Source organism: Xenorhabdus entomophaga (assembly GCF_037996725.1).
Classification (GTDB): domain Bacteria; phylum Pseudomonadota; class Gammaproteobacteria; order Enterobacterales; family Enterobacteriaceae; genus Xenorhabdus; species Xenorhabdus khoisanae.
Window position 1 is genome coordinate 1 of the sequence record NZ_JBBMXH010000012.1, and the last position, 24697, is coordinate 24697.

Genomic DNA, 24697 nt, shown 5'->3' on the forward strand with positions numbered 1-24697 from the left:
GTACATCAAAAAATCCTCCCCCATCATCCAAATCCACCCCGACGGCACCTTCATCACCAACGACGAATCCGAGGGGGCCACGGTCACTAAACTCGGCCTCGGTCATTATCAAATATCCGGTGTGCTGGGCTATAACGCCGATGGCGCATGGGGCGTGCATGGCGGCATTTCATCGCCGAAGAATAACAACGGCCTCGAACTCATCTACATCGACGATAAGGTCCACAAGGACGGCAGCATCACTATTGAGACGTTCCACCGTCAGCATACCCATTTACCCAAGCAGTTTCAGAACAAGCGGATAAAAGAAATTGTGGACGGGGAAAAGGTTTACTATGCCGATGGTGAGCCGTGTGATATTCCCGAAGGTTGTCGCTTAGACGTCCGTGTCCAGATGCCGGAAGATTCGGTGTGGAATGTGGGGCAGGGGGAAATTGAGGCGTAAAATAAACCCGCAGAAGTTGCGGGTTTAAATTGCCTAGTTATCTCGCCAATTAATCCAGTGCTATTACATCAAATGTAATCGAAATTAATATTTGAGTACAAAATTGAGTACATAAAAAATTAATTTTAATTAAATTACGTTTAAATACAGTAAATTACCAGTTGGCTTTCATAGTCATGAAAGTAGAAACTTTGTTCTTCTTTACTGGTGTTCAATGTTGAGTTATCCCCATTTAATTTATCAATTAATTATAGAGTTAGGCTTTTATTGGCTTCTCATTTGTTTGGTTAATGTAGCTAAATTTCTTTACTGTTTTCCTGATGAAATACTGTATATGTGTACCAAACTCATGTTTAAGATGTGTGCTCAGAACTACGGTTCTCAGTGACACCAGATTAAGCCTTTTACATGGTAAACCATATTCAGGCCAATCTGAATTATTAGATATGGATGGTTTTGGGATTAAGGTATCCGTTATGTTGTGATATTCCCTTTCGCATATCAAAAAGCACACTTGCCGATTATCGGGTAAGGCGTGCTAACCAAACAGGTGTGCTTTTTGATATGAGGGATTCGGTGCTGCTATTTGGTCAGAGAAAGGAGCGCATAAGCATGGATGTTAGCAGCATCTGCATTAAGGTGTACCAATCCTCTATCTAGCAAACGTAAGTCTATGTTGCTGTTATCCCATACAAGTGGGTCAACACAATCATCAGATAGAAGATCAGGAATATAATATTTTGTACCTTTCAGGGGCGGTTTTCTTTCAGGTACAGGTACGTCACATTCGCCAATGCGGACAATGAGCGGATTAGGCTTTAGCCTGAATTCCAATGTCTGGATAAAAATTAAATTTTTAGTGCAATTCTGCCAATTTTCGGAAGCGTCCTTGCGATATTGAAACCAGCGCCATGGTTCATCATGTTCGGCTGCGAGTTTTGCATATTCTTCAATTAAAGCCGCGTGTGGGTGCGGATACACGGCTACCACAGTGTCAGAATGAACAAAAACCCCATTAATCGAATACTTACCGTTATCTTGCTCTGTGAGTTTATAAATCTTGTTTTTAACTAAATTATTTTGGGGATCATCTTTCCCGATATATTTGGCGTACATGTGTATTCCTCGGCCTGTGCAATGTTTAACTCATTACAGTCCACTCGAAAATGAGCTAGAGTTAGTTAAATTTGCAGTAATTCAAACTGTATCTTTTTACCGAAACCTGTTTTCCAATGTATTCAGGCAATTTTTTAAATTTTCCCAGTGTGGGCAATATTACCTAAGGTTTCGACAAGATTTAATAAACCGATTTTGGATTTTATGATGGGGTTGTTAGTATGAGGCATGTGAATTCACTGTTTGCAATCTGTTTACGCGATCAAGGGAGGTTGATTGGTATGGGACGTGTGATTGGAGATGGAGCATGTTTTTTTCACATAGTAGACATTATGGTTGATCCTGACTACCAGCTTACAGCGCCAAGTGCTCAAGGAATGTGCCAGAGAAATGGTTTAGGGGGATGTTGTTGATTACCATTTTGCTTGTCAGGATTGTGGTGAACAATTCACTTTAGGAGCAGAAACCTATCATGGCAGCGGTGGCTATTGGGCTCCGGATACAGACAAAAAGAGGTTAATTGATTAAGGGGTATCTCTCGAAAGTAGATCCCATCAATAAATTGTCGAAACTGACTTGTCTATGTGTTGCTTGAAATTGTATTGTGTAGTTAGCATAAGAAATTATCGGTCTGATTAAAAAAGGTGTAAAAAATGGACAACACAAATAAACCAACATTCCACAATGTACTGGAGTTTGTGCGTATATTCCGTCGTAAGAACAAATTACAGCGCGAAATTGTAGATAATGAGAAAAAAATTCGAGATAACCAAAAGCGTGTACTCCTCCTCGATAACTTAAGTGACTACATCAAACCGGGAATGTCGGTTGAAGATATTCAAGGGATTATCGCTCATATGCGCAGTGATTATGAAGAACGCGTTGATGAATACATCATCAAAAATGCTGAACTGTCTAAAGAGCGCCGGGAATTATCTAAGAAACTCAAAGCGATGGATAGTGGAATCAAGTGAGTTTTAGTTGTTCAAGTTTGAACAGACAATTAACCACGCCATTAGGCGTGGTTATGTTTTTAGGATCTTTTGTAAATCAGTTCCAATGCGGTTTTAGCTCAGGATCAACTAAGGCATAAATTTGATAGTAAGCTTGTTCATCTTCGGCCATTTGTGCTAATTGCTTGGCGACATCTTCCCGACTTACCATGCCATGAACTTCTTTTTGATAACGCTGGCAATGGCCTGTACCTGATTGATCAGTTAAGCCTCCAGGACGAATGATTGTAAAATCCAATGTGCTGGTTTGCAGGTAACTTTCTGCAAGTGATTTGTGCCGGACTGACTGCCCAAATAATGATTTGGCCCGTGGAGATAATGTCTTCCAACTGTCACCACATCCGATAGATGTCACCAATAACATGCGAGAGATCCCAGCCTGTTCCAACGCATCTATGATGGCAATATTTCCATAATGATCGGCATCTCCCCCTCCAATAGTTGAAAAGATGATAGGATTTTCTCCTGCTTGTGAAATCGCTTTTTCTATACTCTTTTTGTCACAGGCATCACCGTGTATTACGTTAACGCCTGCTGTACTCAGTTCCAACGCCTGTTGGTCATTGCGGATTAATGCTGTGACAGGGCGGTTCTGTTCCAGAGCGATAGTGACCAGATGGCGTCCGACCCCTTTTCCTGCACCAAAAATAAGCCAAGGTTTCATAGATGGGAATTTCTCCATAAAATTAACTATATTAAATGAGAATGATAACCATCCAATTTTATTGGAATAGTTGGCTAAATAAAATTAAATTGGACTATATTTATCGTATATGGATAAAAAAATGGCTCCTAACAAGAGGAGCCACTTTGAGTTTTACAGAAAATCACACTATCTGATTATTCGAATGATTGTGGTTTCGACATAGCAGAAGTTGCGATGTTTGTTGCAGAATGCCCACCTGCACCACCTTTACCTTTGAACGGATAATCAGGGCGCTGCCATTCAGTGATAACAACAGGTTTTGTTGCCATATCTGGTGCTGGCGCTTTCGTCATTGGGGAATAAGCGTGATGATTTTTTTCCACGATAATCGAAGACTCAGCAGCTTTTGCCTCTTTCGTTTTAACTTCCTCTGCCTTAGCACATACTTCCGTTGCGACAGTTGGTTGTTCTTCATGATGTTCCTGTTCAAGAATAGGCGTCACAACGATGGTTTCCGCAGGGTGACGTGTTTCTTCAGCATCATGTGATGCTGCACTATCATGCTGTACTGTTTCATGAGATACAGCTTCATGAGATACAGCTTTATGAGATGTAATATCACCTAAAACTTCTGGCTGATGTTTTTCATGATGATTGATAATAGGTTCCGCGATTTCCGGTTCTACAGATATCGTGATAGGCGCATCATTGCTGGCTGATTCAGCCTTGTCATGAGTAGTGACATCTTGTTTTTCCACAGCCTCAATATGAACTTCTGTTGAAGCTGGCGCAGATTCAACTACTGCTGGCATTAGAATCACATTTTCTTGCTGCGCAAGTGTTGTGCTTTCTTCAATGCTAGCAATAGCTACCGGGGTTTCAAGCTCAGCAGATGTTACTGGTGTGACGGGATAACGAACCCAAACTTTGCCTGATGCCAGTTCTGGTGAAACGACAGCCATTGTCAATGGCACTGGTGATTGAGTCAGATTACGTTCATCACGATAACGACGACGACGTTGACCACTGACACGTAAGTGGCGTGGCGAACGGCGGGAGCGACGTGGCATCGTGTTATCTTGTTGCTCATTATTTTGTGAAGCTGCATTTTGTGCAACCGGGCTTTGTGGCATAGCGGGTTGGTTTGCTGCTTCAATATTCGTATCAATAACGGCAGGGACAGACGCTTTAACTTTTTGCGCTTCTCCTGTATTTGTTGATACAGTTTCAGGCATTACTGTTGGTAAAGCTGCAATGCTGACTTCTTTTTTCACTTCATCAATGATACGTACTTTTTGCTCAAGCTGGCGACGTTGACGACGAGGCATGACAGGCTGGAGCTCTTCAACTTCCTCTTCAACAACCTCAGGTTTATTCGTTGCCTGTTGAGCTTTGGCTTCCAGTTGTTGCTGGCGTTTTTCTTCCTGACGACGACGCTGACGTTCAGCACGTTGTTCACGGCGTTGTTGTTGCTGTGCTTCACGGGCTTCATTGTCTATTGCCGGGTTTTCTTGAGCATTATTTTTCTGCTGAACATTGCGGCCCTTGCGTTGTTCATCGCGTTCACGGTTATTGCGAGTTTCATTCTCGTTGCGTTCACGGCGTTGATTCTGGCGGCGAGAGTTGCGACGTTCTACTGTGCGACGGTTATCATTACCAGAAGGTTTTCTTCCCTTTTCCTGAGCTTGTTTTTCTTCTTCACCACCGAACATTTTCTTCAGGGCAGAAACAAAACGGCTGAGTAACCCGGGTTTTTCAGCTTGCTTCTGGTTATTGACAATTGCCTTTTTCTCTTTTGCTTTTGCAACAGCAGGTGCTGGTGTTTCTGCTGGTAGATCAAACGCTGAAATGGCAGGTTGTTCTGGACGTTTACGCTCAGGCTGGCTGTCATCCTGAGCGTTTATCATTTCTGTTTCATGAATTTGAGGGAGCATATAACTTAAAACAGAAATTTCTTCACCTTTACGTACACGTAAAACGGAGAAATGCGGAGTCTGCATCTGATCGTTCGGGACAATAACAACACCGACACCACCCTGGCGATGTTCAATTGCGCTGACTGCCTTACGCTTTTCATTCAGTAAGTAGGAAGCAATTTGTACCGGAACAATAGCATGAACCTGATGTGTATTTTCTTTTAGTGCTTCTTCTTCAATGAGGCGCAATATTGACAAGGAAAGTGATTCATTGTCACGAATAGTCCCTGTGCCGCTACAACGGGGGCAGACATGGTGACTGGATTCGCCCAGAGATGGACTTAAACGCTGGCGTGACATTTCCAATAGGCCAAAGCGGGAAATACGGCCAATTTGAATACGAGCCCGATCTTGGCGTACCGCATCACGCAACCGATTTTCAACTTCACGCTGGTGACGAACAGGTGTCATGTCAATAAAGTCAATAACAATGAGGCCACCGAGGTCACGCAAACGCAATTGGCGGGCAATTTCATCAGCAGCTTCTAAGTTAGTATTAAAGGCCGTTTCCTCGATATCGCCACCGCGGGTTGAGCGGGATGAGTTAATATCGATTGCGGTCAAGGCTTCAGTCGTATCAATGACTACTGAACCACCGGAAGGCAAACGAACTTCACGCTGAAAAGCCGATTCAATTTGTGACTCTATTTGATAATGGCTGAACAGGGGAACTTCACCGCTGTACAATTTGATTTTACTGGCAAAATCAGGACGGCCCAGAGCAGTGATGTGCTGGCGTGCCAAGTCAAGGATTTTCGGATTATCAATCAGGATTTCGCCGATGTCTGGACGCAGATAATCACGGAAAGCCCGCACAATAACATTGCTTTCCTGATGAATCAGGAATGGAGCGGGGTGGCTGTCTGCCGCTTTCTTAATTGCTTCCCAATGTTTCAGACGGAAATTCAAATCTCCCTGCAAGGCTTCAGCAGATTTGCCTACACCTGCGGTACGGACGATAAGCCCCATTCCCTCAGGAACTTCAAGAGAAGAAAGCGCTTCTTTTAATTCGATGCGATCATCACCTTCGATACGGCGAGAAATTCCGCCTGCTCTTGGGTTATTTGGCATCAGAACCAGATAGCTGCCAGCCAGACTGATAAAGGTTGTTAAAGCTGCACCTTTATTACCGCGTTCTTCTTTATCAACTTGAACGATGACTTCCTGACCTTCTTTAAGGATATCCTTAATATTAGGGCGACCATGGGAGTGATAATTACTTGGGAAATATTCGCGAGCAATTTCTTTAATGGGGAGGAAACCGTGCCGTTCTGCGCCATAATCAACAAAAGCAGCTTCTAGGCTAGGTTCAATCCGGGTAATTTTACCTTTATAAATATTGGCCTTTTTCTGCTCGTGTCCTGGGCTTTCAATATCCAAATCATAAAGACGTTGCCCATCAACAAGGGCAACACGCAACTCTTCCTGTTGAGTTGCGTTGATTAACATTCTTTTCATTCTAACTTACTCATTATTTTTTACATTAATATAGAGCTGCGAGTAAAAAGAGATGCGCTACTGGTTACCGATGGCCTCGTGTCTTTTACAAAACCGCCAGCCTCACGGCTATCGTTTGTATAGAGGCGCCTATTTGTCGGTGAGCCTGAATTTCATTTAAATACAGCACTCTTTATTTGGGATACTGTAATAAACTGGTACAGATTTTACCCAATCCAGTAAGCTGCAACTCGCAGCCCATAAATTGTTTGCTTAAACATTACGTCTTACGCCATTGCTGCGTTTTTGTTCAAACAAACAGATAACAAACAATTTCAATCTTGCCATTCATAGTTTAGTAAACTGTGGCCAGAAAGCATTATTCCATTGCTATTGGGGTGATAGCAAGGTGACTTTATCGCTTTGCGGCTTTTTTATTAGGAAATAGTGATAAGTTGTTAATCTTTAGTCTTTATCCTAAGACACTTGGAATAATGAAGTAAGAAAATATGGATATTATTTAGTCATATTTAAAAATGAGTGGCACTATGTTTGTTGGATAATTAGAATCTCGCCCATGAAAACAAATAATCAAATTGTACAGTTTGTCACGATTGATGACGATGAAGCAGGTCAGCGAATTGATAACTTTTTGCTGGCTCGTTTAAAAGGTGTACCTAAGAGCATGATCTATCGAATCTTGCGAAAAGGTGAAGTTCGAGTTAACAAAGGAAGAATCAAGCCTGAATATAAATTGACCGCAGGCGACATTATCAGAATCCCGCCTGTCAGGGTTGCGGAAAAGCAGGAAGCCCCTGTATCTGCGAAACTGGATAAAGTAGCAGCTCTGGCAGAGTGTATTTTGTATGAAGACGACCATATTTTGGTCATTAATAAACCCTCTGGAACGGCAGTACACGGTGGTAGCGGGCTGAGTTTCGGGGTGATCGAGGGATTGCGTGCGCTGCGCCCGGAAGCACGTTTCCTTGAGTTGGTGCATCGTCTTGATCGCGATACCTCGGGTATTTTGTTGATTGCCAAAAAGCGCTCTGCGTTGCGGGCACTGCATGAACAATTACGTTTGAAACAGATGCAGAAAGACTATTTGGCTTTAGTACGCGGGCAATGGCAGTCTCATTGTAAAGTCGTAGACGTCCCCTTGTTGAAAAATATCCTGCAAAGTGGGGAAAGGGTGGTAAAAGTCAGCAGTGAAGGCAAACCCTCTGAGACGCGTTTTAAAGTTGAAGAGCGGTATGAGTTTGCTACATTAGTGCGGGCAAGCCCGGTTACAGGGCGAACGCATCAGATCCGCGTGCATACTTTACATGCGGGTCATCCTATTGCTTTTGATGATCGCTATGGTGATAGAAGATTTGATGCACAGCTTGCAGAAACCGGCCTTAACCGACTGTTTCTGCATGCAAGTTCATTGAAGTTTACTCATCCCTCTACGGGCGAAACGTTACGTTTCGAAGCACCAATGGATGATAGGTTAAAGCAATGTTTAAAAGTATTGCGGCAAAATAATCATTAAGAACATTCCGTCAGTGGGTTGACCCCCTGACGGATAAGCATGTCTGTCAAAGTTATCAATGGCAATCCGATGAGTGTGTTGGGATCTTTACCGTCTAACCTTTCGAATAACATAATTCCCAGCCCTTCACTTTTAAAACTGCCGGCGCAATTGAAAGGTTTTTCTTTGTTTAAATAGCCAATGATTTCTTTTTCAGTAAGTTCTCTGAAATAAACATTGAATAGCTCACAACGGGTATCTATGTTCCCGGTTTTGCTATTTAACAGTGTCATCCCCGTATAAAAGGTGACACACTTCCCACTGGCTTTTTGGAGTTGAATGAAAGCGTTCTCAAAATTATGGGGTTTACCTGTAATTTTGTTATCTAAAACACAAACTTGGTCTGAACCTATAATAAGATGGTCAGAATAATTCAACTGTAATGAACAGGCCTTTGTCTGTGCGAGCCGCATAACTAAATTTTCTGGACTTTCGTTTTCCTGCGGACTTTCATCAATATCGGGAGAGGCACAAGTAAAAGGCAATCCTATTTTTTCCAGTAATAAGCGGCGATATACAGAAGTTGATGATAAAACAATCGGAAGCATCATTTTTCCATAAAATACGTAGAGAAATATTCGCAGGCATTTTAAACTATACACCGCTTAATAAGCGAATTTTTGGCGGAAAGGTGCAGATGTGTGGCCTTTTTCTTTGACTATGTCTCATTACAAAGATAATATGCGCGCCTTATGCAAAAGGTAAAATTACCCCTGACCATCGATGCGCTTCGAGCAGCTCAGAAAAGATTGGACTACCAAGGTAGTTATTCTGCTGGGCAAGTTTCTCGTATTGCAGAATCTGTGGTCAGTGTGGATAGTGATGTAGATAACTCATTATCATTTGAAATTGATAATCAGCGTCTGGCAGTTGTAAAAGGGCATTCTGATGTGGATGTCACGCTTCGTTGTCAGCGTTGTGGCAGTAATTTCAGTCATCATGTTCACACAACGTATTGTTTTAGCCCGGTCGTCAGTGATGAGCGTGCTGAGGCATTACCGGAAGAGTATGAGCCAATTAACGTTAATGAATTTGGCGAAATAGATTTGCTGGCAATGATTGAAGATGAAATAATTCTATCTCTGCCGGTGGTTCCGGTACATGATTCTGAACACTGTGAAGTGTCCGACGCGGACATGGTATTTGGTGTTCTGCCTCTTGAAGCAGAAAAACCAAACCCATTTGCCGTATTAGCCAGTTTAAAGAAAAGTACTTAAGGAGTAAGGTCAATGGCCGTACAACAGAATAAACCAACTCGTTCTAAACGTGGTATGCGTCGTTCTCATGACGCACTGACTGCAACACATGTCTCTGTAGACAAAACTTCTGGTGAAACTCACCTGCGTCACCATGTGACTGCTGATGGCTACTACCGTGGCCGCAAGGTAATCAACAAGTAATTTCGGCTAATTATTAGCAAGTTGATATCTTGGCTAATCTAACCTTAGCGTTAGATGCAATGGGCGGGGACTTTGGTCCTCGCGTTACGGTGCCTGCTGCATTGCAGGCACTGGCATCTAATCCACAACTAAAATTGTTGTTGGTCGGTAATCCCGAAACCATCTCTCCTTTGCTTGCAAATCAAAATGCTGAGCTGCTCAGCCGTTTGCAAATAATCCCTGCGGAACACGTTGTTTCCAACGATGTAAGGCCTTCTCAGGCTATTCGTTCCAGCCATGGTACTTCAATGCGCATTGCTCTGAGTTTAGTTAAATCGGGTGAAGCGCAGGCTTGTGTCAGTGCGGGAAATACAGGAGTTTTGATGGGATTGGCCAAATTGATGCTGAAATCCATAGAAGGAATTGAACGGCCTGCATTAATGACAGTGATACCTAATTTAAAACAACAGAAGACCGTTGTATTGGATTTAGGAGCTAATATTAATTGTAATAGCGGCATGTTAGTTCAGTTTGCGATTATGGGCGCCGTAATGGCGGAGTATGTTGCAGGGATTAATAATCCTCGTGTTGCATTACTCAATATCGGGGAAGAGGAATCCAAAGGGCTGGATAATATCCGCGAAGCTGCTATGACCTTACGCAATAGCCCGGCAATTAACTATATAGGTTATGTGGAAGGAAATGAGCTACTGACAGGAAAAGCTGATGTGCTCGTATGTGACGGCTTCGCAGGTAATGTTACGCTGAAAACGATGGAAGGTGCGATCAGAGTGATTCTATCTCTGGTAAAATCACCGGGTGGTCAGCAGAAAAATTCATCTTGGTTGATGAAAATCTTCAAGATGAAAATATTCAAAAAATGGTTGCTGAAACAGCTGACCAGACGGTTTGGGCATCTAAACCCTGATCAATATAATGGAGCAACATTAATAGGGTTGCGTGGTATCGTCATAAAAAGTCACGGTGCTGCCAATGAACGTGCGTTTAAGGCTGCTATCGATCAAGCTGTACAGGCTGTAGAGAAACAAGTTCCTGACAGAATCGCTGCCCGGTTGGATGCAGTATTACCCAAGAGTGAATAAAACATAAATGTATACAAAAATCTTAGGTACGGGCAGTTACTTGCCTGCGCAGGTGCGTACTAACGCAGATTTGGAAAAAATGGTGGATACGTCTGACGAGTGGATCGTCACCCGGACTGGTATTCGTGAACGCCGTATTGCAGCTGAAGATGAAAACGTTGCAGTTCTGGGGTTTAAAGCCGCTGAAAAAGCCATTGAAATGGCGGGTATCGATAAAACACAAATTGATTTAATCATTGTTGCGACAACAAGCTCAACTCACGCTTTCCCAAGTGCTGCTTGCCAAATTCAGCAGTTATTAGGAATTCAGGGCATTGCGGCTTTTGATGTTGCGGCAGCATGTGCAGGCTTTACTTACGCGTTAAGCGTTGTTGATAAATTTATTAAAACTGGTGCTGCCAAGCATGCATTGGTGATTGGTTCCGACATTATTTCAAGAGTTGTAGATCCTGAAGATCGCAGTACAATTATCCTGTTTGGTGATGCTGCGGGAGCAATGGTGGTCGGGGCTTCAGAGGAGCCGGGTATACTATCTACCCATCTTCATGCTGATGGTCGTTATGGTGATTTATTGTCGCTGCCTCATCAGAGGCACGTGAAGGGTGATACGCCAGCATACGTTACGATGGTTGGTAATGAAGTCTTTAAGGTTGCCGTCCGGGAATTGGCTAATATCGTTGATGAGACATTGGAAGCTAATAATTTGGCTCACAGCCAGCTTGATTGGCTGGTTCCTCATCAAGCTAATTTGCGCATTATTTCGGCAACAGCCAAGAAATTGGATATGACGATGGATAAAGTGGTTATCACACTGGATCGTCATGGCAATACTTCGGCTGCATCTGTTCCGACAGCGTTCGATGAAGCGGTGCGTGATGGAAGAATCCAACGTGGCCAGCTTATCTTACTTGAAGCATTTGGCGGTGGCTTTACCTGGGGCTCAGCGCTAGTACGTTTTTAATTTAACAGGAAGATAGACATGTCTGATTTTGCAATGGTGTTTCCCGGTCAAGGTTCTCAGTCTTTGGGTATGCTGGCGAATTTAGCCTCAGAATTCCCGCTGGTTGAACAGACCTTCGCAGAAGCTTCTGCGGTTTTGGGATATGATTTATGGACATTGGTTCAGCAAGGGCCAGCAGAAGAACTGAACAAAACGTGGAAAACCCAACCTGCGTTGTTGGCCGCTTCAGTGGCGGTCTGGCGAGTATGGCAGGAAAAGGAAGGGAAAGCTCCTTCCATGATGGCAGGCCATAGCCTTGGCGAATATTCAGCACTGGTTTGTGCTGGCGTGATTGAATTCCAGCAGGCCATTAAGCTCGTTGAGTTGCGTGGAAAGCTGATGCAAGACGCTGTACCGGAAGGGCAAGGAGCGATGTATGCCATTATCGGTTTGGATAATGAATCCATTGCAAAGGCATGTGAAGAATCAGCACAGGGTCAGGTAGTTTCACCTGTTAACTTTAATTCGCCTGGTCAGGTAGTGATCGCAGGTGATAAAGACGCCGTAGAGCGAGCAGGAGCCGCATGTAAAGAGGCTGGTGCAAAACGTGCATTGCCTCTGGCTGTTAGTGTGCCTTCGCATTGTGCACTTATGAAATCTGCCGCCGGGCAATTGGCTTCTGCGTTGCAAGAGGTTGTGTTTAACCAGCCACAGTTCCCTGTCGTCAATAATGTTGATGTAAAAGTGGAACAATCTGCCGATGCTATCCGCGACGCGCTGGTTCGTCAGTTGTATAATCCCGTGCGCTGGGCAGAGTCAGTTGAGTATATTGCCGAACAGAATATTGAACAACTGCTGGAAATTGGACCGGGCAAGGTATTGACTGGGTTGACTAAACGAATTGTTGATACTTTAAGTGCTGTAGCAGTAAATGATGTATCATCACTCACAGTTGCTCTGAATAAATGACTGAGGAAAACATGAGCTTTGATGGAAAAATTGCACTGGTCACTGGTGCTAGCCGTGGTATAGGTCGCGCGATTGCTGAATTATTGGCTGCACGTGGTGCATGTGTTGTTGGCACTGCAACCAGTGAAAAGGGAGCAGAAGAAATCAGCTCCTACCTTGGTGATAAAGGCAAAGGTTTTGTACTGAATGTCACAGATTCAGAATCCATTGAAAATGCACTATCGAATATTCGTGCTGAATTTGGTGAAATAGACATATTGGTTAATAATGCTGGCATCACTCGTGATAACTTGTTGATGCGCATGAAAGATGATGAGTGGCAAGATATTATTGACACTAATCTCTCTTCGATTTTTCGTCTGTCAAAAGCAGTAATGCGCTCTATGATGAAAAAACGTTATGGACGTATTATTTCCATTGGATCTGTTGTTGGGACGATGGGAAATGCAGGGCAGGCGAATTACGCGGCAGCGAAAGCAGGAGTTATTGGTTTTAGTAAATCATTGGCTCGTGAAGTCGCTTCTCGTGGCATCACCGTCAACGTTGTTGCACCTGGTTTTATCGAAACAGATATGACAAAGGCGTTGACAGACGAACAACGTGCAGGTATTTCTGCTGGAATTCCTGCTAATCGTCTCGGTGATGCAAAAGAAATTGCCAGTGCTGTAGCGTTTCTTGCTTCTGACGAGGCCGCTTACATTACGGGTGAAACATTGCATGTCAATGGTGGCATGTACATGATCTAAAAATGAGCGAACCCTCTGTTTTTGATGCTTTTTTTGTACAAAAAGAAGCAGAAAGAAGCAGATTGTGGTTCGACCAGCCGGGATTTGGTTGCATCTTTTCCTGTATTTTATAAACTACGAAAACCATCGCAAAAGCGAGTTTTGATAGGAAATTTAATAGTATGAGCACTATCGACGAACGCGTTAAGAAAATCATCGTTGAACAACTGGGTGTTAAAGAGGAAGAAGTTGTGAACACAGCTTCATTTGTTGATGACTTGGGCGCTGATTCTCTTGACACAGTTGAACTGGTAATGGCTCTGGAAGAAGAGTTCGATATCGAGATCCCAGACGAAGAAGCTGAAAAAATCACCACAGTTCAGGCTGCTATTGACTACGTTGAAAACGCAGGTAAATAAGCACACATACCTAGGCGGTCGTTCGACCGCCTATGTTTTTCGTCCTAAATTTTTTCCCTCCCTGGAGGATAACCGTGTCTAAGCGTCGAGTAGTCGTGACCGGACTAGGCATGTTATCTCCTGTCGGCAATACAGTAGAATCTTCTTGGAATGCTGTTTGTGCCGGACAGAGTGGTATCGGCCTTATCGAACATTTTGACGCCTCTAACCATGCAACTAAATTTGCTGGTGTGGTGAAGAATTTTAATCATGAAGATTTCAAACTTTCGCGCAAAGAAGCACGGAAGATGGATCTCTTTATTCAGTATGGTATTGCTGCCGGCATACAAGCCTTTGAAGATGCAGGAATCGAAGTAACAGAAGCCAATGCTAGCCGCTTTGGTGCTGCTATTGGTTCTGGTATTGGTGGTTTGGGCCTGATTGAAGAAAACCATAGTACATTGCTTTCGGCGGGGCCTCGCAAGGTCAGCCCATTCTTTGTACCTTCGACCATTATTAATATGGTGGCAGGCCATCTGAGCATCCTTTATGGTCTGCGTGGCCCTAGCATTTCCATCGCAACCGCGTGTACTTCTGGTGTACATAATATCGGTCATGCGGCTCGTATCATTGCTTATAATGATGCTGATATTATGCTGGCGGGTGGTGCAGAGAAAGCCAGCACAGAATTTGGCATTGCCGGATTTGGTGCTGCACGAGCATTATCAACCCGTAACGATAATCCTCAGGGTGCAAGCCGTCCTTGGGATAAAGATCGTGATGGTTTCGTTCTGGGCGATGGCGCAGGTGTTGTCGTTCTTGAAGAATATGAACACGCCAAACAGCGTGGTGCAAAAATCTATGCTGAAATTGTTGGCTTTGGCATGAGTAGTGATGCTTACCACATGACATCACCTCCTGAAGATGGAGCTGGTGCTGCTTTAGCGATGGAAAATGCCCTGAAAGATGCGGGTATTTCACCAGAGCAGGTGGGTTACATTAATGCTCATGGTACTTCAACATCAGTTGGTGATATTGCAGAAGCTCGCGCGGTTGAGTCTGTTTTTGGTGAAGGCACTAAGGTATTGGTGAGTTCAACCAAATCCATGACAGGCCACTTGCTGGGAGCTGCGGGAGCGGTTGAATCTATTTTCACTATTCTTTCCCTGCGTGATCAGATTGTTCCTCCGACCATTAACTTGGAAAATCAGGATGAGAACTGTCATTTGGATTTAGTTCCAGGTGAAGCGCGTAAAGTTGAAGGAATGGAATACGCATTGTGTAACTCTTTCGGCTTCGGTGGCACTAATGGGTCATTGATCTTCCGTAAGATCTAAAAACGCTTTGTGTTTATAAAGAGCCTCAACATTTGTTGGGGCTTTTTTACATCTGTTTTCTGACTGGTTGTTTTTTTATGGTTTTTTGCACTGTCCGGACTCCTATACTATTATAACGCCCCTTAATAGTTGAGGTTATCACGCCTTTTTATCGAAAATAAGAAGTTAAAATGACGTATTGGATTAATGGCAATCAGTGTGATCAATTGCCTGTGAATGATCGCGCGGTACAATTTGGTGATGGCTGCTTTACCACAATAAGAGTTGAGCAAGAACAGCCCGCTTTGTTACCTTTGCATATAAAACGGTTGCAAAAAGGCGTTGAAAAACTGTTTATGCCAGCCCCGGATTGGACGCAGCTTGAGAATCATATTAAACAAGTAGTGCAAGGGTGTGAATCAGGAGTTCTGAAGGTTATTCTTTCCAGAGGAGCCGGAGGGCGTGGTTACGGTATTGACCATGAAATTGAACCCACAAAGATTCTCTCTTTGAGCCCATATCCTGCACAATATATTACCTTGCGTCAAAATGGTGCTGCGTTGGCTCTTAGCCCGATTTCCATGGGGATTAACCCCTACCTTGCAGGCATCAAGCACCTGAATCGTCTGGAACAGGTTTTGATCAAAAGATTTATTGAACAATCCAAAGCGGATGAAGCATTGGTGCTTGATAGTGATGGCCTATTGGTTGAGTGCTGTACTGCTAATATTTTTTGGCGAAAAGGAAAAAATGTTTATACGCCTGATCTCAGCCAGTGTGGCGTGGAAGGGATTATGCGGCAAAAAATAATCGAACTATTGACAGACAGTGATTATAGCCTGTCATTTGTTATGCGTTATCCTGAAGCACTGGCTCATGCCGATGAAGTGATTATCTGTAATTCTCTGATGCCCGTGGTTCCAGTAAATCAAATTCAGGCACATCAATATCAACCTGCATGGCAGTATCAATCAAGGGAGCTGCATGAGTATTTATTGCCAGGATGTTTAACACTTTAATTAAATAATGTTTAAGGTTTTAGCTATTTAGTCCTCATCATTGAAGCACAATAAAAGTGATTACCGAATGAAACTAAAAAAGCGCATTCTCATTCTACCCGGATTGATTATCGCAATCGCTGTGATCGTATTCTTTTCTTTTGTGAAAAAAATAGAAAATTTTGCAGATCAGGATATTAATCTTAATCAAGAGCTTATATTTACTGTACCGGCGGGCACAGGGCGAACAGGACTGGAAACCTTACTGATCCAGCAGAAATTAATTGAAAATAATCGATTATTGCCGTGGTTATTTCGACTTAAGCCTGAACTGGCAAAATTTAAGGCGGGAACTTATCGTTTGCAAAAAGGGATGTCCTTAAGAGCCGTTTTGCAGTTGTTTGCCAGTGGTAAAGAAACCCAATTTACTATCCGTTTTGTGGAGGGGAGCCGCCTTTCTGATTGGTCAAAAATTTTGCAGAATGCGCCATACTTAAAGCATGAAGCGGAAAGTAAAACTGCACAGGAGCTGGCTGACGCATTGGGAATGAAAGAGGGAGAATCACTGGAAGGGTGGTTTTATCCCGATACTTATCTGTATACAGCGGGCACGAGTGATGTGGAATTACTCAAGCGGGCGCATAACAAAATGAAAACAGTACTGGATCAGGAGTGGAAAAACCGCGAAACGAATCTCCCGTATAAGAATGCTTATGAGATGTTGATCATGGCATCCATCATCGAAAAAGAGACAGCAATTGAATCTGAACGCACCAAAGTTGCTTCTGTATTCTTGAATCGTCTACGGTTAAAGATGCGGTTACAGACTGATCCGACAGTTATTTACGGCTTGGGAGATAAATACACAGGTACGATTTTTCGCAGCAATCTCACTACCCTTACACCGTACAATACCTATATGATTGATGGATTGCCGCCAACACCTATTGCTATGCCAGGTTTGGCTTCGATTAAAGCAGCAGCCCATCCTGCTGTCACTGAGTATTTATATTTTGTGGCGAATGGCGATGGCGGCCATACATTCACCACTAATCTGGTAGCACATAATAAGGCGGTAAATCTTTATCGTCAGAAGTTAAAGCAGGATAAATGAACAGCAAATTTATTGTAATCGAAGGGCTTGAGGGCGCAGGAAAAACGACTGCGATCCAAACAATCGTTGATACGTTGAAACAGTATGGTATTTCTGATCTGATTTTTACCCGGGAACCTGGTGGAACACCATTGGCAGAAAAGTTACGTCAGCTAATTAAGCAGGGGATCGAAGGCGAATCACTGACAGATAAAGCAGAAGTATTGATGCTATATGCTGCCAGAGTTCAATTGGTAGAAAATATCATCAAACCAGCGCTATCAAAGGGAACTTGGGTTGTTGGTGATCGTCATGACCTTTCTTCTCAAGCTTATCAGGGGGGGGGGCGTGGTATTGCTCAAAACCTGATGGCATCATTGCGCGAAGCTGCGTTAGGTGACTTTTATCCTGATTTGACTATCTATCTTGATTTACCTCCAGAAGTAGGTTTACAGCGTGCTCGTGAACGTGGTGAATTGGATCGTATTGAAAAAGAATCGTTGGATTTTTTCAATCGCACACGTGAAAAGTATCTCGAATTAGTGGCAGAGAATGACAGCATCAGAAAGGTAGATGCAACTCAGTCATTAGAGAAAGTGCAGGATGATATACGTCATACCTTACTGAATTGGTTAAAAGAACAGGAAACGCAGGCATGAATTGGTATCCGTGGCTTAATCATGCGTACCGCCAATTAGTTGAATTCCACCAACAAGGGCGGGGGCATCATGCAATTCTACTTCATGCGCATGAAGGGACGGGTGCAGATGCATTATTGTATGGATTGAGCCGCTGGTTAATGTGCCAGAATAAACAGGGTCTGAAAAGCTGTGGCAAATGCCACGGCTGCCATTTAATGTTGGCAGAAACTCATTCTGACTGGCACGTTCTTGCTCCTGAAAAGGGAAAAAATATCATTGGAGTGGATGCCGTGCGTCATCTTAATGAAAAACTCTATGAGTATTCCCAGCAAGGAGGGGCAAAAATTGCCTGGTTGCCATTAGCAGAATCCCTGACTGATGCTGCATCCAATGCCTTATTGAAAACATTGGAAGAGCCACCTCAAAACACGTATTTTCTGTTGCGGTGTCAACATCCCACAAATTTGCTGGCAACACTGCGTAGCCGTTGTTTTTATTATTTCCTCCCAGCGCCCGAAAATTCCATAGGGCTTTACTGGCTTAAAAATCAGCTTCCGTCTGTATCATCGCTGGATGCGCAGACAGCATTAAGGCTTTCTCAGGGAGCGCCACTGGCAGCGGAAAAATTACTTCAGACTGAAAAGTGGCATCAAAGAAATTCACTTTGTCAGGCGATTACACAGGCATTACATAATTGTGATACCTTGTCGCTTTTGCCATTGTTGAATCGTGATGATGTACAGCAATCCTTACATTGGTTGATCAGTTTATTATCAGATGCTGTAAAATGTCGGCAGCAAGTGCAACATTACTGCGTTAACCAGGATCAGCAGGCTTTGATTTATCTCCTTGCCTCTGCCCAAAGTGCGGAAAGATTGTTAAGCACGGTTGATGATTGGATGCGTTGTCGTCATCAATTATTATCTGTGGTGGGTATCAATCGTGAATTATTGCTGACAGAACAATTACTCAATTGGGAAAAGCAACTCGGCCTCACACAGTAACTTATTTAGATATGAGCATATTATGTTTTTAGTTGATTCACATTGTCATCTCGATTGCCTTGATTATGAAACACTGCACAAAAGTGTAGATGATGTCGTGGCTAAAGCCGCAGAACGCGATGTTAAGTATATGTTGGCAGTAGCGACTACATTGCCCGGGTTTCAACAAATGAAAAGCCTGATTGGCAAACGGGAAAATGTAGCGTACTCCTGTGGCATCCACCCATTGAATCTGGATGAAGGTTATAATTTTGAGGAACTTGCCCGTTTGGCTGCGGATGAGGATGTCATAGCAATGGGTGAAACGGGGTTGGATTATTATTATCAGAAAGAAAACGCTGAACTCCAGAGAACATCATTTCGTGAGCATATCCGTATCGGTCGTGAGCTAAACAAGCCGGTGATTGTGCATACCCGCGAGGCAAGGGACGATACACTGATGGTGTTACGGGAAGAGAAAGTGCAAGAATGTGGTGGTGTTTTGCACTGCTTCACAGAAGATAAAGAAACAGCAAGGCTTTTGCTTGATTTGGGATTTTATATCTCTTTTTCTGGTATTGTTACTTTCCGCAATGCAGAACAGATCCGCGAAGCGGCAAGATTTGTACCACTTGACCGTATTTTGGTGGAAACTGACTCACCTTATTTAGCACCTGTTCCCTATCGCGGTAAACAGAATCAGCCTGCTTATGTGCGTGATGTTGCTGAATATATGGCAGTTTTAAAAGGCGTTAGTATTGAAGAATTGGCAGCAGTGACCACAAAAAACTTTTGTGAACTGTTTCATGTCAATATTGCATAAAATTAAGTGGAAAAGGAGAAATAAGATGGCAGAAGAAACTATTTTTAGCAAAATTATTCGCCGTGAAATTCCTGCTGATATTATTTATCAGGATGATTTAGTCACAGCATTCCGTGATATTTCCCCACAAGCACCGTCACATATTTTGATTGTTCCTAATGTGCTGATTCCGACAGTGAATGATGTTACCGCTGAGCATGAGCTTGCTTTGGGTCGTTTATTTACGGTTGCAGCAAAAATAGCGAAAGATGAAGGTATTGCAGAAGATGGCTATCGCTTGATTATGAACTGTAATCGTCACTCTGGTCAGGAAGTTTTCCATATCCATATGCACTTAGTTGGTGGACGACCATTAGGCCCGCTTTTGGCAAAATAATATTATTCATGAGTATCGGTACAAGGTAGCGATGTAACTGGGGTAGATTAATGAAAAGAATTCTCTTTGTTATATTATCAGCAATGTTGCTGGCAAGTTGTGTAATTGAAACAACGCAACAGCCTGCTCCTGTTACGCCCGTGGAACCAAAGAAAAAACAGGAACCGCCGGTAAAACCGTCGGAAAAAGTTCCTCAGCCTCCTAAGATCCAGTCTATTAATTGGAATAGTGTCGTCCAGCCATTGGTGGAGCAGATGGTTAAGGCTAACGGGGTGGAAGCAGGAAAAGTATTGCTTGTTGATTCTGTCAAAAACAATACCAATAGCTCATTGCGGACACTGAAAGCGACAGATGCGATTACGGATGTAATCAGTAACAAACAAGTCTTTCAGGTTGTTCCGAAATCTCAAGTTCATACTGCTCGGCAGGCTTTGGGATTGTCATCGGAAGATAGTTTGGGGTTACGCAGTAAATCGATTGGTCTCGCGCGTTATTTGAATGCTGATTATGTTTTGTATACCGCAATTTCCAGCCACAATGGTCAACGTGACATAGAGATGCAACTGTTGCTGGTTAAAACCGGTGAGATACTTTGGTCTGGTCGTGGTGACGTTAACTAACCATCATTCTTTGTTAAAGATGTTGTCTCAGCAATGGCCTGATACTCCAGTAGATTCTTGGAAAATTAGGCCATTAACGGGTCTGACACAGGCAAGTTATTACATTACGGATGGTGTTCGTCAGATGGTTGGACGCGCACAAACATCATATAGTGGTACGCTGGGAGTAAAACGTCAGCGGGAAAATCAGATTTTGCGCAGGTTATCTCCTACTGGTGTTGCACCTAAAGTATTGGCGACGAACGAAACTTGGTTATTGCTGGAATGGCTCACGGGAACAAAAGTAGATGCTGATACATTGAGTTCACCAGCTATACAACAATCATTGGCTCAAACGCTTGCCACTCTTCACAGCCACTCTCCATTGGGCTATCCCCTTAAGCTTAAGCAGCAAATTGCATATCAATGGCAGCAAATAGATCGGAAACGTCTATCCCCTCGTTGGTTACGCCTGCATAAATTATTTATGGCTGCCAGAACACCTGCCGCATTAAAAATCGCTCCGGCTCACATGGATGTTCACCCTGATAATCTGTTAATGACCGAAGATGGGCTAAAATTGATTGATTGGGAATATGCTGCTGATGTTGATATTGGTTTCTCATTGGCTGTTCTCTTTAAAGGAAATCAATGGGATAAACTACAGCAAAAAACCTTTTTGAATTACTATTGCATCCAAATGTCAGGGTATTCAGATATTCAACGATTACAGCAGCAGATTGAACGATGGGAACCGTGGGTTAAGTACATGATGCTGATGTGGTATGAAGTACGCTGGCAGCAAACGAAAGAGCAACAATTTTTATCACTGGCGTATCCTTTGCGCCATGCTTTTAAACTGTCGTAACAAATTGATACTGGCACATTGGCTGACACACTGGCATGGTGCGCTGGTGTAATTTTAATCAATGATAATTAATCATATACCCAATGGATTTCAAGATGCAGCCAACAAAGCGGCAACTTGAAAGACGACGGATATAGATAGCAACCAATAAAAAGAAGTGAGGAATTATGGGTCCAGTAATGTTAGATGTTGTTGGCTATGAATTGGATAATGAAGAACGAGAAATTCTGCAACATCCATTAGTGGGCGGTTTAATTCTGTTTACCCGCAATTTCCATGATACAAAACAGTTACGTGAATTAATTCGTCAAATCCGCGAGGCTTCCCATCATCGTCTGGTGATTGCAGTGGATCAGGAAGGCGGGCGTGTTCAGCGGTTTCATGAAGGTTTCACTCGTTTACCAGCAGCACAGTCATTTGCCTGTATGAATGATTTGCTTATGGGAGCACATTTGGCAGAAGAGTCTGGTTGGCTGATGGCATCAGAAATGATCGCAATGGATATCGATATCAGTTTTGCGCCAGTGTTGGATTTGGGGCATAAATGTACGGCAATTGGAGAGCGTTCATTTCATGAAGAGCCTGAGCCTGCAATGGTTATGGCAGAAAAATTTATTAAAGGCATGCATTCTGCGGGAATGAGATCGACGGGTAAACATTTTCCGGGGCATGGGGCAGTGACGGCAGACTCACATAAAGAAACACCGAGGGACAACCGTTCAATGGATGCCATTAGTTGTCACGATATGGTGATATTCCGTGATTTTATCCAGCGCAATCTGCTGGATGCCATTATGCCTGCCCATGTTATTTACCCTCAGGTAGATCATCGCCCTGCTAGTGGTTCACCGTATTGGCTGAAATCTATATTGCGTGAGAAACTGGGTTTTGAAGGTGTCATTTTTTCTGATGATTTATCAATGGAAGGTGCCGCAGTTATGGGTAGTTACTCCGAACGCGCAAAAGCTTCATTGAATGCTGGTTGTGACATGATCTTGGTGTGTAACAATCGGGAAGGGGCTGTCAGTGTACTGGATAACCTTCCGATTATCGACTCAGGTAAAGTCACACGGTTATATCATCGAGGTAAACAATTTAGTCTGGAAGAATTGCAGAAATCGGACCGTTGGCAACAGGCTAATAAAGCCTTGCACGGCCTGTGCGAAGAATGGCTAAGATGTGAATCCTGATTGAATAATATAGACTTATTTCAATAAAGCCGGGAATAGGAGTGCCACTGGTGATCTTATTCCTTATTTCTCTTCAATATGCTATTTCTCGTCTTTCTCTCCGATAGTATGATATTTTGCCCTGAAAATCTCATGTTCACACAATATTAACATTTACAATGTTAATTATTCATAAATCCGCTTTAAGTCTAATTAATTGAAAATTATCATACAAATTTTGTGATTGTTGTCTAATTAATCAAAAGAATTTGATTGAGGCTATTTTTGGTATGACCAACTGACCGGCCATGATATTCTGGAGATATTTGCAGTATGAAATTTATTTAGCTTGGTGTTATTTAAGGACGTTATCCAAGGTTTTTGCTCAAAAAAGTAAGTTAACACCTTACATAACATTATGTTGTATTTTCAGTGGGGTAGTCATGACAACGCCAAAGACAAGAATTGTCATCATTGGTGGGGGCGCTGGTGGTTTAGAGCTGGCAACGCGTTTGGGACATAAATTGGGTCGTAAGCAAAAAGCCGAAATTACTTTGGTGGATCGCAATAACAGCCATTTATGGAAACCGTTATTACATGAAGTAGCAACAGGTTCCCTGGATGATGGTGTTGATGCACTGAGTTATTTAGCGCATGCCAGCAACCATTATTTCAATTTTCAGCTAGGTACGCTCACGGATATTAACCGTGAAGAGAAAAAAATCACTTTGGCTGCAATCCGTGATGAAGACAGTGATTTGTTGGTACCAGAGCGTGAGTTGGCCTACGACATTCTTGTCATGGCATTGGGCAGCCAGTCGAATGATTTTGGGACGGCTGGAGTGAAGGAAAACTGTATTTTCCTTGATAACCCGCATCAGGCACATCGTTTCCACAATGAGATGCTGAACTTATTCCTGAAATACTCTGCAAATCAATGTGCGGAAGAAAAAGTGAATATCGCGATTGTTGGTGGCGGCGCAACGGGTGTTGAGCTTTCTGCTGAGCTATATAATGCGGTCAAGCAGCTTCATAATTATGGTTTTGAAAGCCTGAGTTCCGATGCTTTAAATGTGACTCTGGTTGAGGCTGGTGAACGAATTTTGCCTGCATTGCCGGCACGTATTTCTGGTGCGGCCCATCAAGAATTGACTAATCTTGGTGTCAAGGTCTTAACCAAGACAATGGTGACCAGTGCCGATGAATACGGCCTGAATACTAAAGATGGTGAACAGATCAAAGCTTCCCTGATGGTCTGGGCGGCAGGAATTAAAGCACCGGACTTTATGAAAGACATTGGCGGATTGGAAACAAACCGTATTAACCAATTAGTGGTGAAACCAACTTTGCAAACCACACTGGACGATCGTATTTTCGCCATTGGGGATTGTGCATCATGCCCGAAAAAAGAGGGTGGTTTTGTCCCTCCCCGAGCTCAGTCCGCTCACCAAATGGCAAGCCGTTGTTATGATAATATTCTGGCATTACTGAATGAAAAACCATTGAAAGAATATGTTTATAAAGATCATGGTTCATTGGTTTCACTATCGAAGTTCAGTACAGTTGGTAGCCTGATGGGGAACTTAATGCGTGGATCAGTGATGGTGGAAGGCCGTATTGCCCGTATAGTTTATATCTCCTTGTATCGGATGCACCAAGTCGCTTTGCACGGATACATTAAAACAGGCTTGATGATGTTGGTTGGTGGAATTAACCGTGTTATTCGTCCACGGTTGAAGTTACACTAATCAGTTAGCTGAAAATGGTTCATCTAGACATAATCAACCCAGATGAGCCATTTTCCTCCTTATTATATTTATTGTTATACATATCATAATTATTCTTATCTAAATCTATCTCAGTTATTTATTATAATGAATAAAACTGTATTTAATATAATTACAGCTATCCATTTGAGTTAACTCATTATTGTTATATATAAAATATATTAACATAATTAAGTTGTTATTGTTTATACATTAAAAACAGTAAACCCAGATAACTCAATGGAGTATGTGTTACCTGTGGGTAAATGGAATAATTTATCAGTGTAGCTAATTAATCGTTGTAATAAAGCCAGTTTTCGTTAGGTTACTGTAGTATCACAACTT

General features: G+C 42.9%; 25 protein-coding genes. 21 read left to right on the forward strand and 4 right to left on the reverse strand.

All coding sequences use genetic code 11. From position 1 onward, the window contains the following. Nucleotides 1-445 (forward strand): phage tail fiber protein (locus tag AAC854_RS03940; protein ID WP_479715121.1); only part of this gene is annotated, 445 nt, incomplete at its 5' end. A gap of 582 nt (nucleotides 446-1027) precedes the next feature. On the opposite strand, the gene AAC854_RS03945 is transcribed toward AAC854_RS03940, so the two are convergent. Beyond that, nucleotides 1028-1561 carry a hypothetical protein gene (locus tag AAC854_RS03945; protein WP_273548121.1) on the reverse strand — a complete coding sequence of 178 codons (534 nt, stop codon included), beginning with the start codon at nucleotides 1559-1561 and terminating at the stop codon, nucleotides 1028-1030. A 653-nt stretch (nucleotides 1562-2214) separates the two neighbouring features. On the opposite strand from AAC854_RS03945, the gene tmaR reads away from it, so the two are divergent. Beyond that, the gene (gene tmaR / locus AAC854_RS03950; protein ID WP_047964408.1) at nucleotides 2215-2535 is read left to right on the forward strand and encodes a PTS system regulator TmaR; all 321 of its coding nucleotides are present in this window, start codon (nucleotides 2215-2217) and stop codon (nucleotides 2533-2535) included. Between the two features lie 76 nt (nucleotides 2536-2611). On the opposite strand, the gene AAC854_RS03955 is transcribed toward tmaR, so the two are convergent. Further along, complete coding sequence (locus AAC854_RS03955) at nucleotides 2612-3238, reverse strand: SDR family oxidoreductase (protein ID WP_340615976.1); 627 nt, start codon at nucleotides 3236-3238, stop codon at nucleotides 2612-2614. A 176-nt stretch (nucleotides 3239-3414) separates the two neighbouring features. After that, entirely contained in the window at nucleotides 3415-6654 is a 3240-nt protein-coding gene (gene rne, locus AAC854_RS03960) for a ribonuclease E (RefSeq protein WP_340615977.1), read from the reverse strand. Nucleotides 6655-7210: 556 nt separating this feature from the next. On the opposite strand from rne, the gene rluC reads away from it, so the two are divergent. Further along, nucleotides 7211-8167: a 23S rRNA pseudouridine(955/2504/2580) synthase RluC gene (gene rluC, locus AAC854_RS03965; protein ID WP_340615978.1), complete on the forward strand. Its 957-nt coding sequence runs from the start codon at nucleotides 7211-7213 to the stop codon at nucleotides 8165-8167. Here the strand turns inward: rluC and AAC854_RS03970 are convergent. Beyond that, the gene (locus AAC854_RS03970) at nucleotides 8164-8754 is read right to left on the reverse strand and encodes a Maf family protein (protein ID WP_340616023.1); all 591 of its coding nucleotides are present in this window, start codon (nucleotides 8752-8754) and stop codon (nucleotides 8164-8166) included. The two genes, rluC and AAC854_RS03970, sit on opposite strands and share 4 nt — an antisense overlap. A gap of 144 nt (nucleotides 8755-8898) precedes the next feature. On the opposite strand from AAC854_RS03970, the gene yceD reads away from it, so the two are divergent. The 18 genes from yceD to AAC854_RS04060 all read left to right on the forward strand — a co-directional run bounded on the left by yceD (nucleotide 8899) and on the right by AAC854_RS04060 (nucleotide 24334). Continuing rightward, a complete protein-coding gene (gene yceD / locus AAC854_RS03975; protein ID WP_340615979.1) occupies nucleotides 8899-9423 on the forward strand; it encodes a 23S rRNA accumulation protein YceD in 525 nt (174 codons plus the stop codon). A gap of 12 nt (nucleotides 9424-9435) precedes the next feature. Further along, a complete protein-coding gene (gene rpmF, locus AAC854_RS03980) occupies nucleotides 9436-9606 on the forward strand; it encodes a 50S ribosomal protein L32 (RefSeq protein ID WP_004247080.1) in 171 nt (56 codons plus the stop codon). Nucleotides 9607-9635: 29 nt separating this feature from the next. Then, nucleotides 9636-10688: a phosphate acyltransferase PlsX gene (gene plsX, locus AAC854_RS03985; RefSeq protein ID WP_340615980.1), complete on the forward strand. Its 1053-nt coding sequence runs from the start codon at nucleotides 9636-9638 to the stop codon at nucleotides 10686-10688. A gap of 7 nt (nucleotides 10689-10695) precedes the next feature. Next, entirely contained in the window at nucleotides 10696-11649 is a 954-nt protein-coding gene (locus tag AAC854_RS03990) for a beta-ketoacyl-ACP synthase III (RefSeq protein WP_340615981.1), read from the forward strand. 18 nt (nucleotides 11650-11667) lie between these two features. Further along, nucleotides 11668-12597: an ACP S-malonyltransferase gene (gene fabD, locus AAC854_RS03995; protein WP_340615982.1), complete on the forward strand. Its 930-nt coding sequence runs from the start codon at nucleotides 11668-11670 to the stop codon at nucleotides 12595-12597. Nucleotides 12598-12608: 11 nt separating this feature from the next. Then, nucleotides 12609-13343: a 3-oxoacyl-ACP reductase FabG gene (gene fabG / locus AAC854_RS04000; RefSeq protein ID WP_340615983.1), complete on the forward strand. Its 735-nt coding sequence runs from the start codon at nucleotides 12609-12611 to the stop codon at nucleotides 13341-13343. A 161-nt stretch (nucleotides 13344-13504) separates the two neighbouring features. Continuing rightward, nucleotides 13505-13741, forward strand: coding sequence for an acyl carrier protein (gene acpP / locus AAC854_RS04005; RefSeq protein ID WP_012989255.1), 237 nt, complete (start codon nucleotides 13505-13507; stop codon nucleotides 13739-13741). 74 nt (nucleotides 13742-13815) lie between these two features. Continuing rightward, nucleotides 13816-15057, forward strand: coding sequence for a beta-ketoacyl-ACP synthase II (fabF, locus tag AAC854_RS04010; RefSeq protein ID WP_340615984.1), 1242 nt, complete (start codon nucleotides 13816-13818; stop codon nucleotides 15055-15057). 170 nt (nucleotides 15058-15227) lie between these two features. Then, nucleotides 15228-16055 carry an aminodeoxychorismate lyase gene (gene pabC / locus AAC854_RS04015; RefSeq protein ID WP_340615985.1) on the forward strand — a complete coding sequence of 276 codons (828 nt, stop codon included), beginning with the start codon at nucleotides 15228-15230 and terminating at the stop codon, nucleotides 16053-16055. A gap of 67 nt (nucleotides 16056-16122) precedes the next feature. Further along, nucleotides 16123-17148 carry an endolytic transglycosylase MltG gene (gene mltG / locus AAC854_RS04020; protein ID WP_340615986.1) on the forward strand — a complete coding sequence of 342 codons (1026 nt, stop codon included), beginning with the start codon at nucleotides 16123-16125 and terminating at the stop codon, nucleotides 17146-17148. Continuing rightward, the gene (gene tmk / locus AAC854_RS04025; protein ID WP_340615987.1) at nucleotides 17145-17786 is read left to right on the forward strand and encodes a dTMP kinase; all 642 of its coding nucleotides are present in this window, start codon (nucleotides 17145-17147) and stop codon (nucleotides 17784-17786) included. Before mltG ends, tmk begins: the two co-directional genes overlap by 4 nt. After that, nucleotides 17783-18772 carry a DNA polymerase III subunit delta' gene (gene holB / locus AAC854_RS04030; RefSeq protein ID WP_340615988.1) on the forward strand — a complete coding sequence of 330 codons (990 nt, stop codon included), beginning with the start codon at nucleotides 17783-17785 and terminating at the stop codon, nucleotides 18770-18772. Before tmk ends, holB begins: the two co-directional genes overlap by 4 nt. Nucleotides 18773-18794: 22 nt before the next feature. Then, nucleotides 18795-19574, forward strand: a complete 780-nt coding sequence (locus AAC854_RS04035; protein WP_340615989.1) for a metal-dependent hydrolase — start codon at nucleotides 18795-18797, stop codon at nucleotides 19572-19574. Between the two features lie 25 nt (nucleotides 19575-19599). Beyond that, nucleotides 19600-19950 carry a purine nucleoside phosphoramidase gene (gene hinT / locus AAC854_RS04040; protein WP_099113227.1) on the forward strand — a complete coding sequence of 117 codons (351 nt, stop codon included), beginning with the start codon at nucleotides 19600-19602 and terminating at the stop codon, nucleotides 19948-19950. 50 nt (nucleotides 19951-20000) lie between these two features. Next, a complete protein-coding gene (lpoB, locus tag AAC854_RS04045; RefSeq protein WP_340615990.1) occupies nucleotides 20001-20570 on the forward strand; it encodes a penicillin-binding protein activator LpoB in 570 nt (189 codons plus the stop codon). Further along, the gene (locus tag AAC854_RS04050; protein WP_340615991.1) at nucleotides 20533-21417 is read left to right on the forward strand and encodes a phosphotransferase; all 885 of its coding nucleotides are present in this window, start codon (nucleotides 20533-20535) and stop codon (nucleotides 21415-21417) included. Before lpoB ends, AAC854_RS04050 begins: the two co-directional genes overlap by 38 nt. A 167-nt stretch (nucleotides 21418-21584) precedes the next feature. Continuing rightward, on the forward strand, nucleotides 21585-22607 hold the full coding sequence (nagZ, locus tag AAC854_RS04055) for a beta-N-acetylhexosaminidase (RefSeq protein ID WP_340615992.1): 1023 nt from the start codon (nucleotides 21585-21587) through the stop codon (nucleotides 22605-22607). A 422-nt stretch (nucleotides 22608-23029) separates the two neighbouring features. Continuing rightward, nucleotides 23030-24334 carry an NAD(P)/FAD-dependent oxidoreductase gene (locus tag AAC854_RS04060; protein ID WP_340615993.1) on the forward strand — a complete coding sequence of 435 codons (1305 nt, stop codon included), beginning with the start codon at nucleotides 23030-23032 and terminating at the stop codon, nucleotides 24332-24334. Nucleotides 24335-24697: the final 363 nt, after the last annotated feature.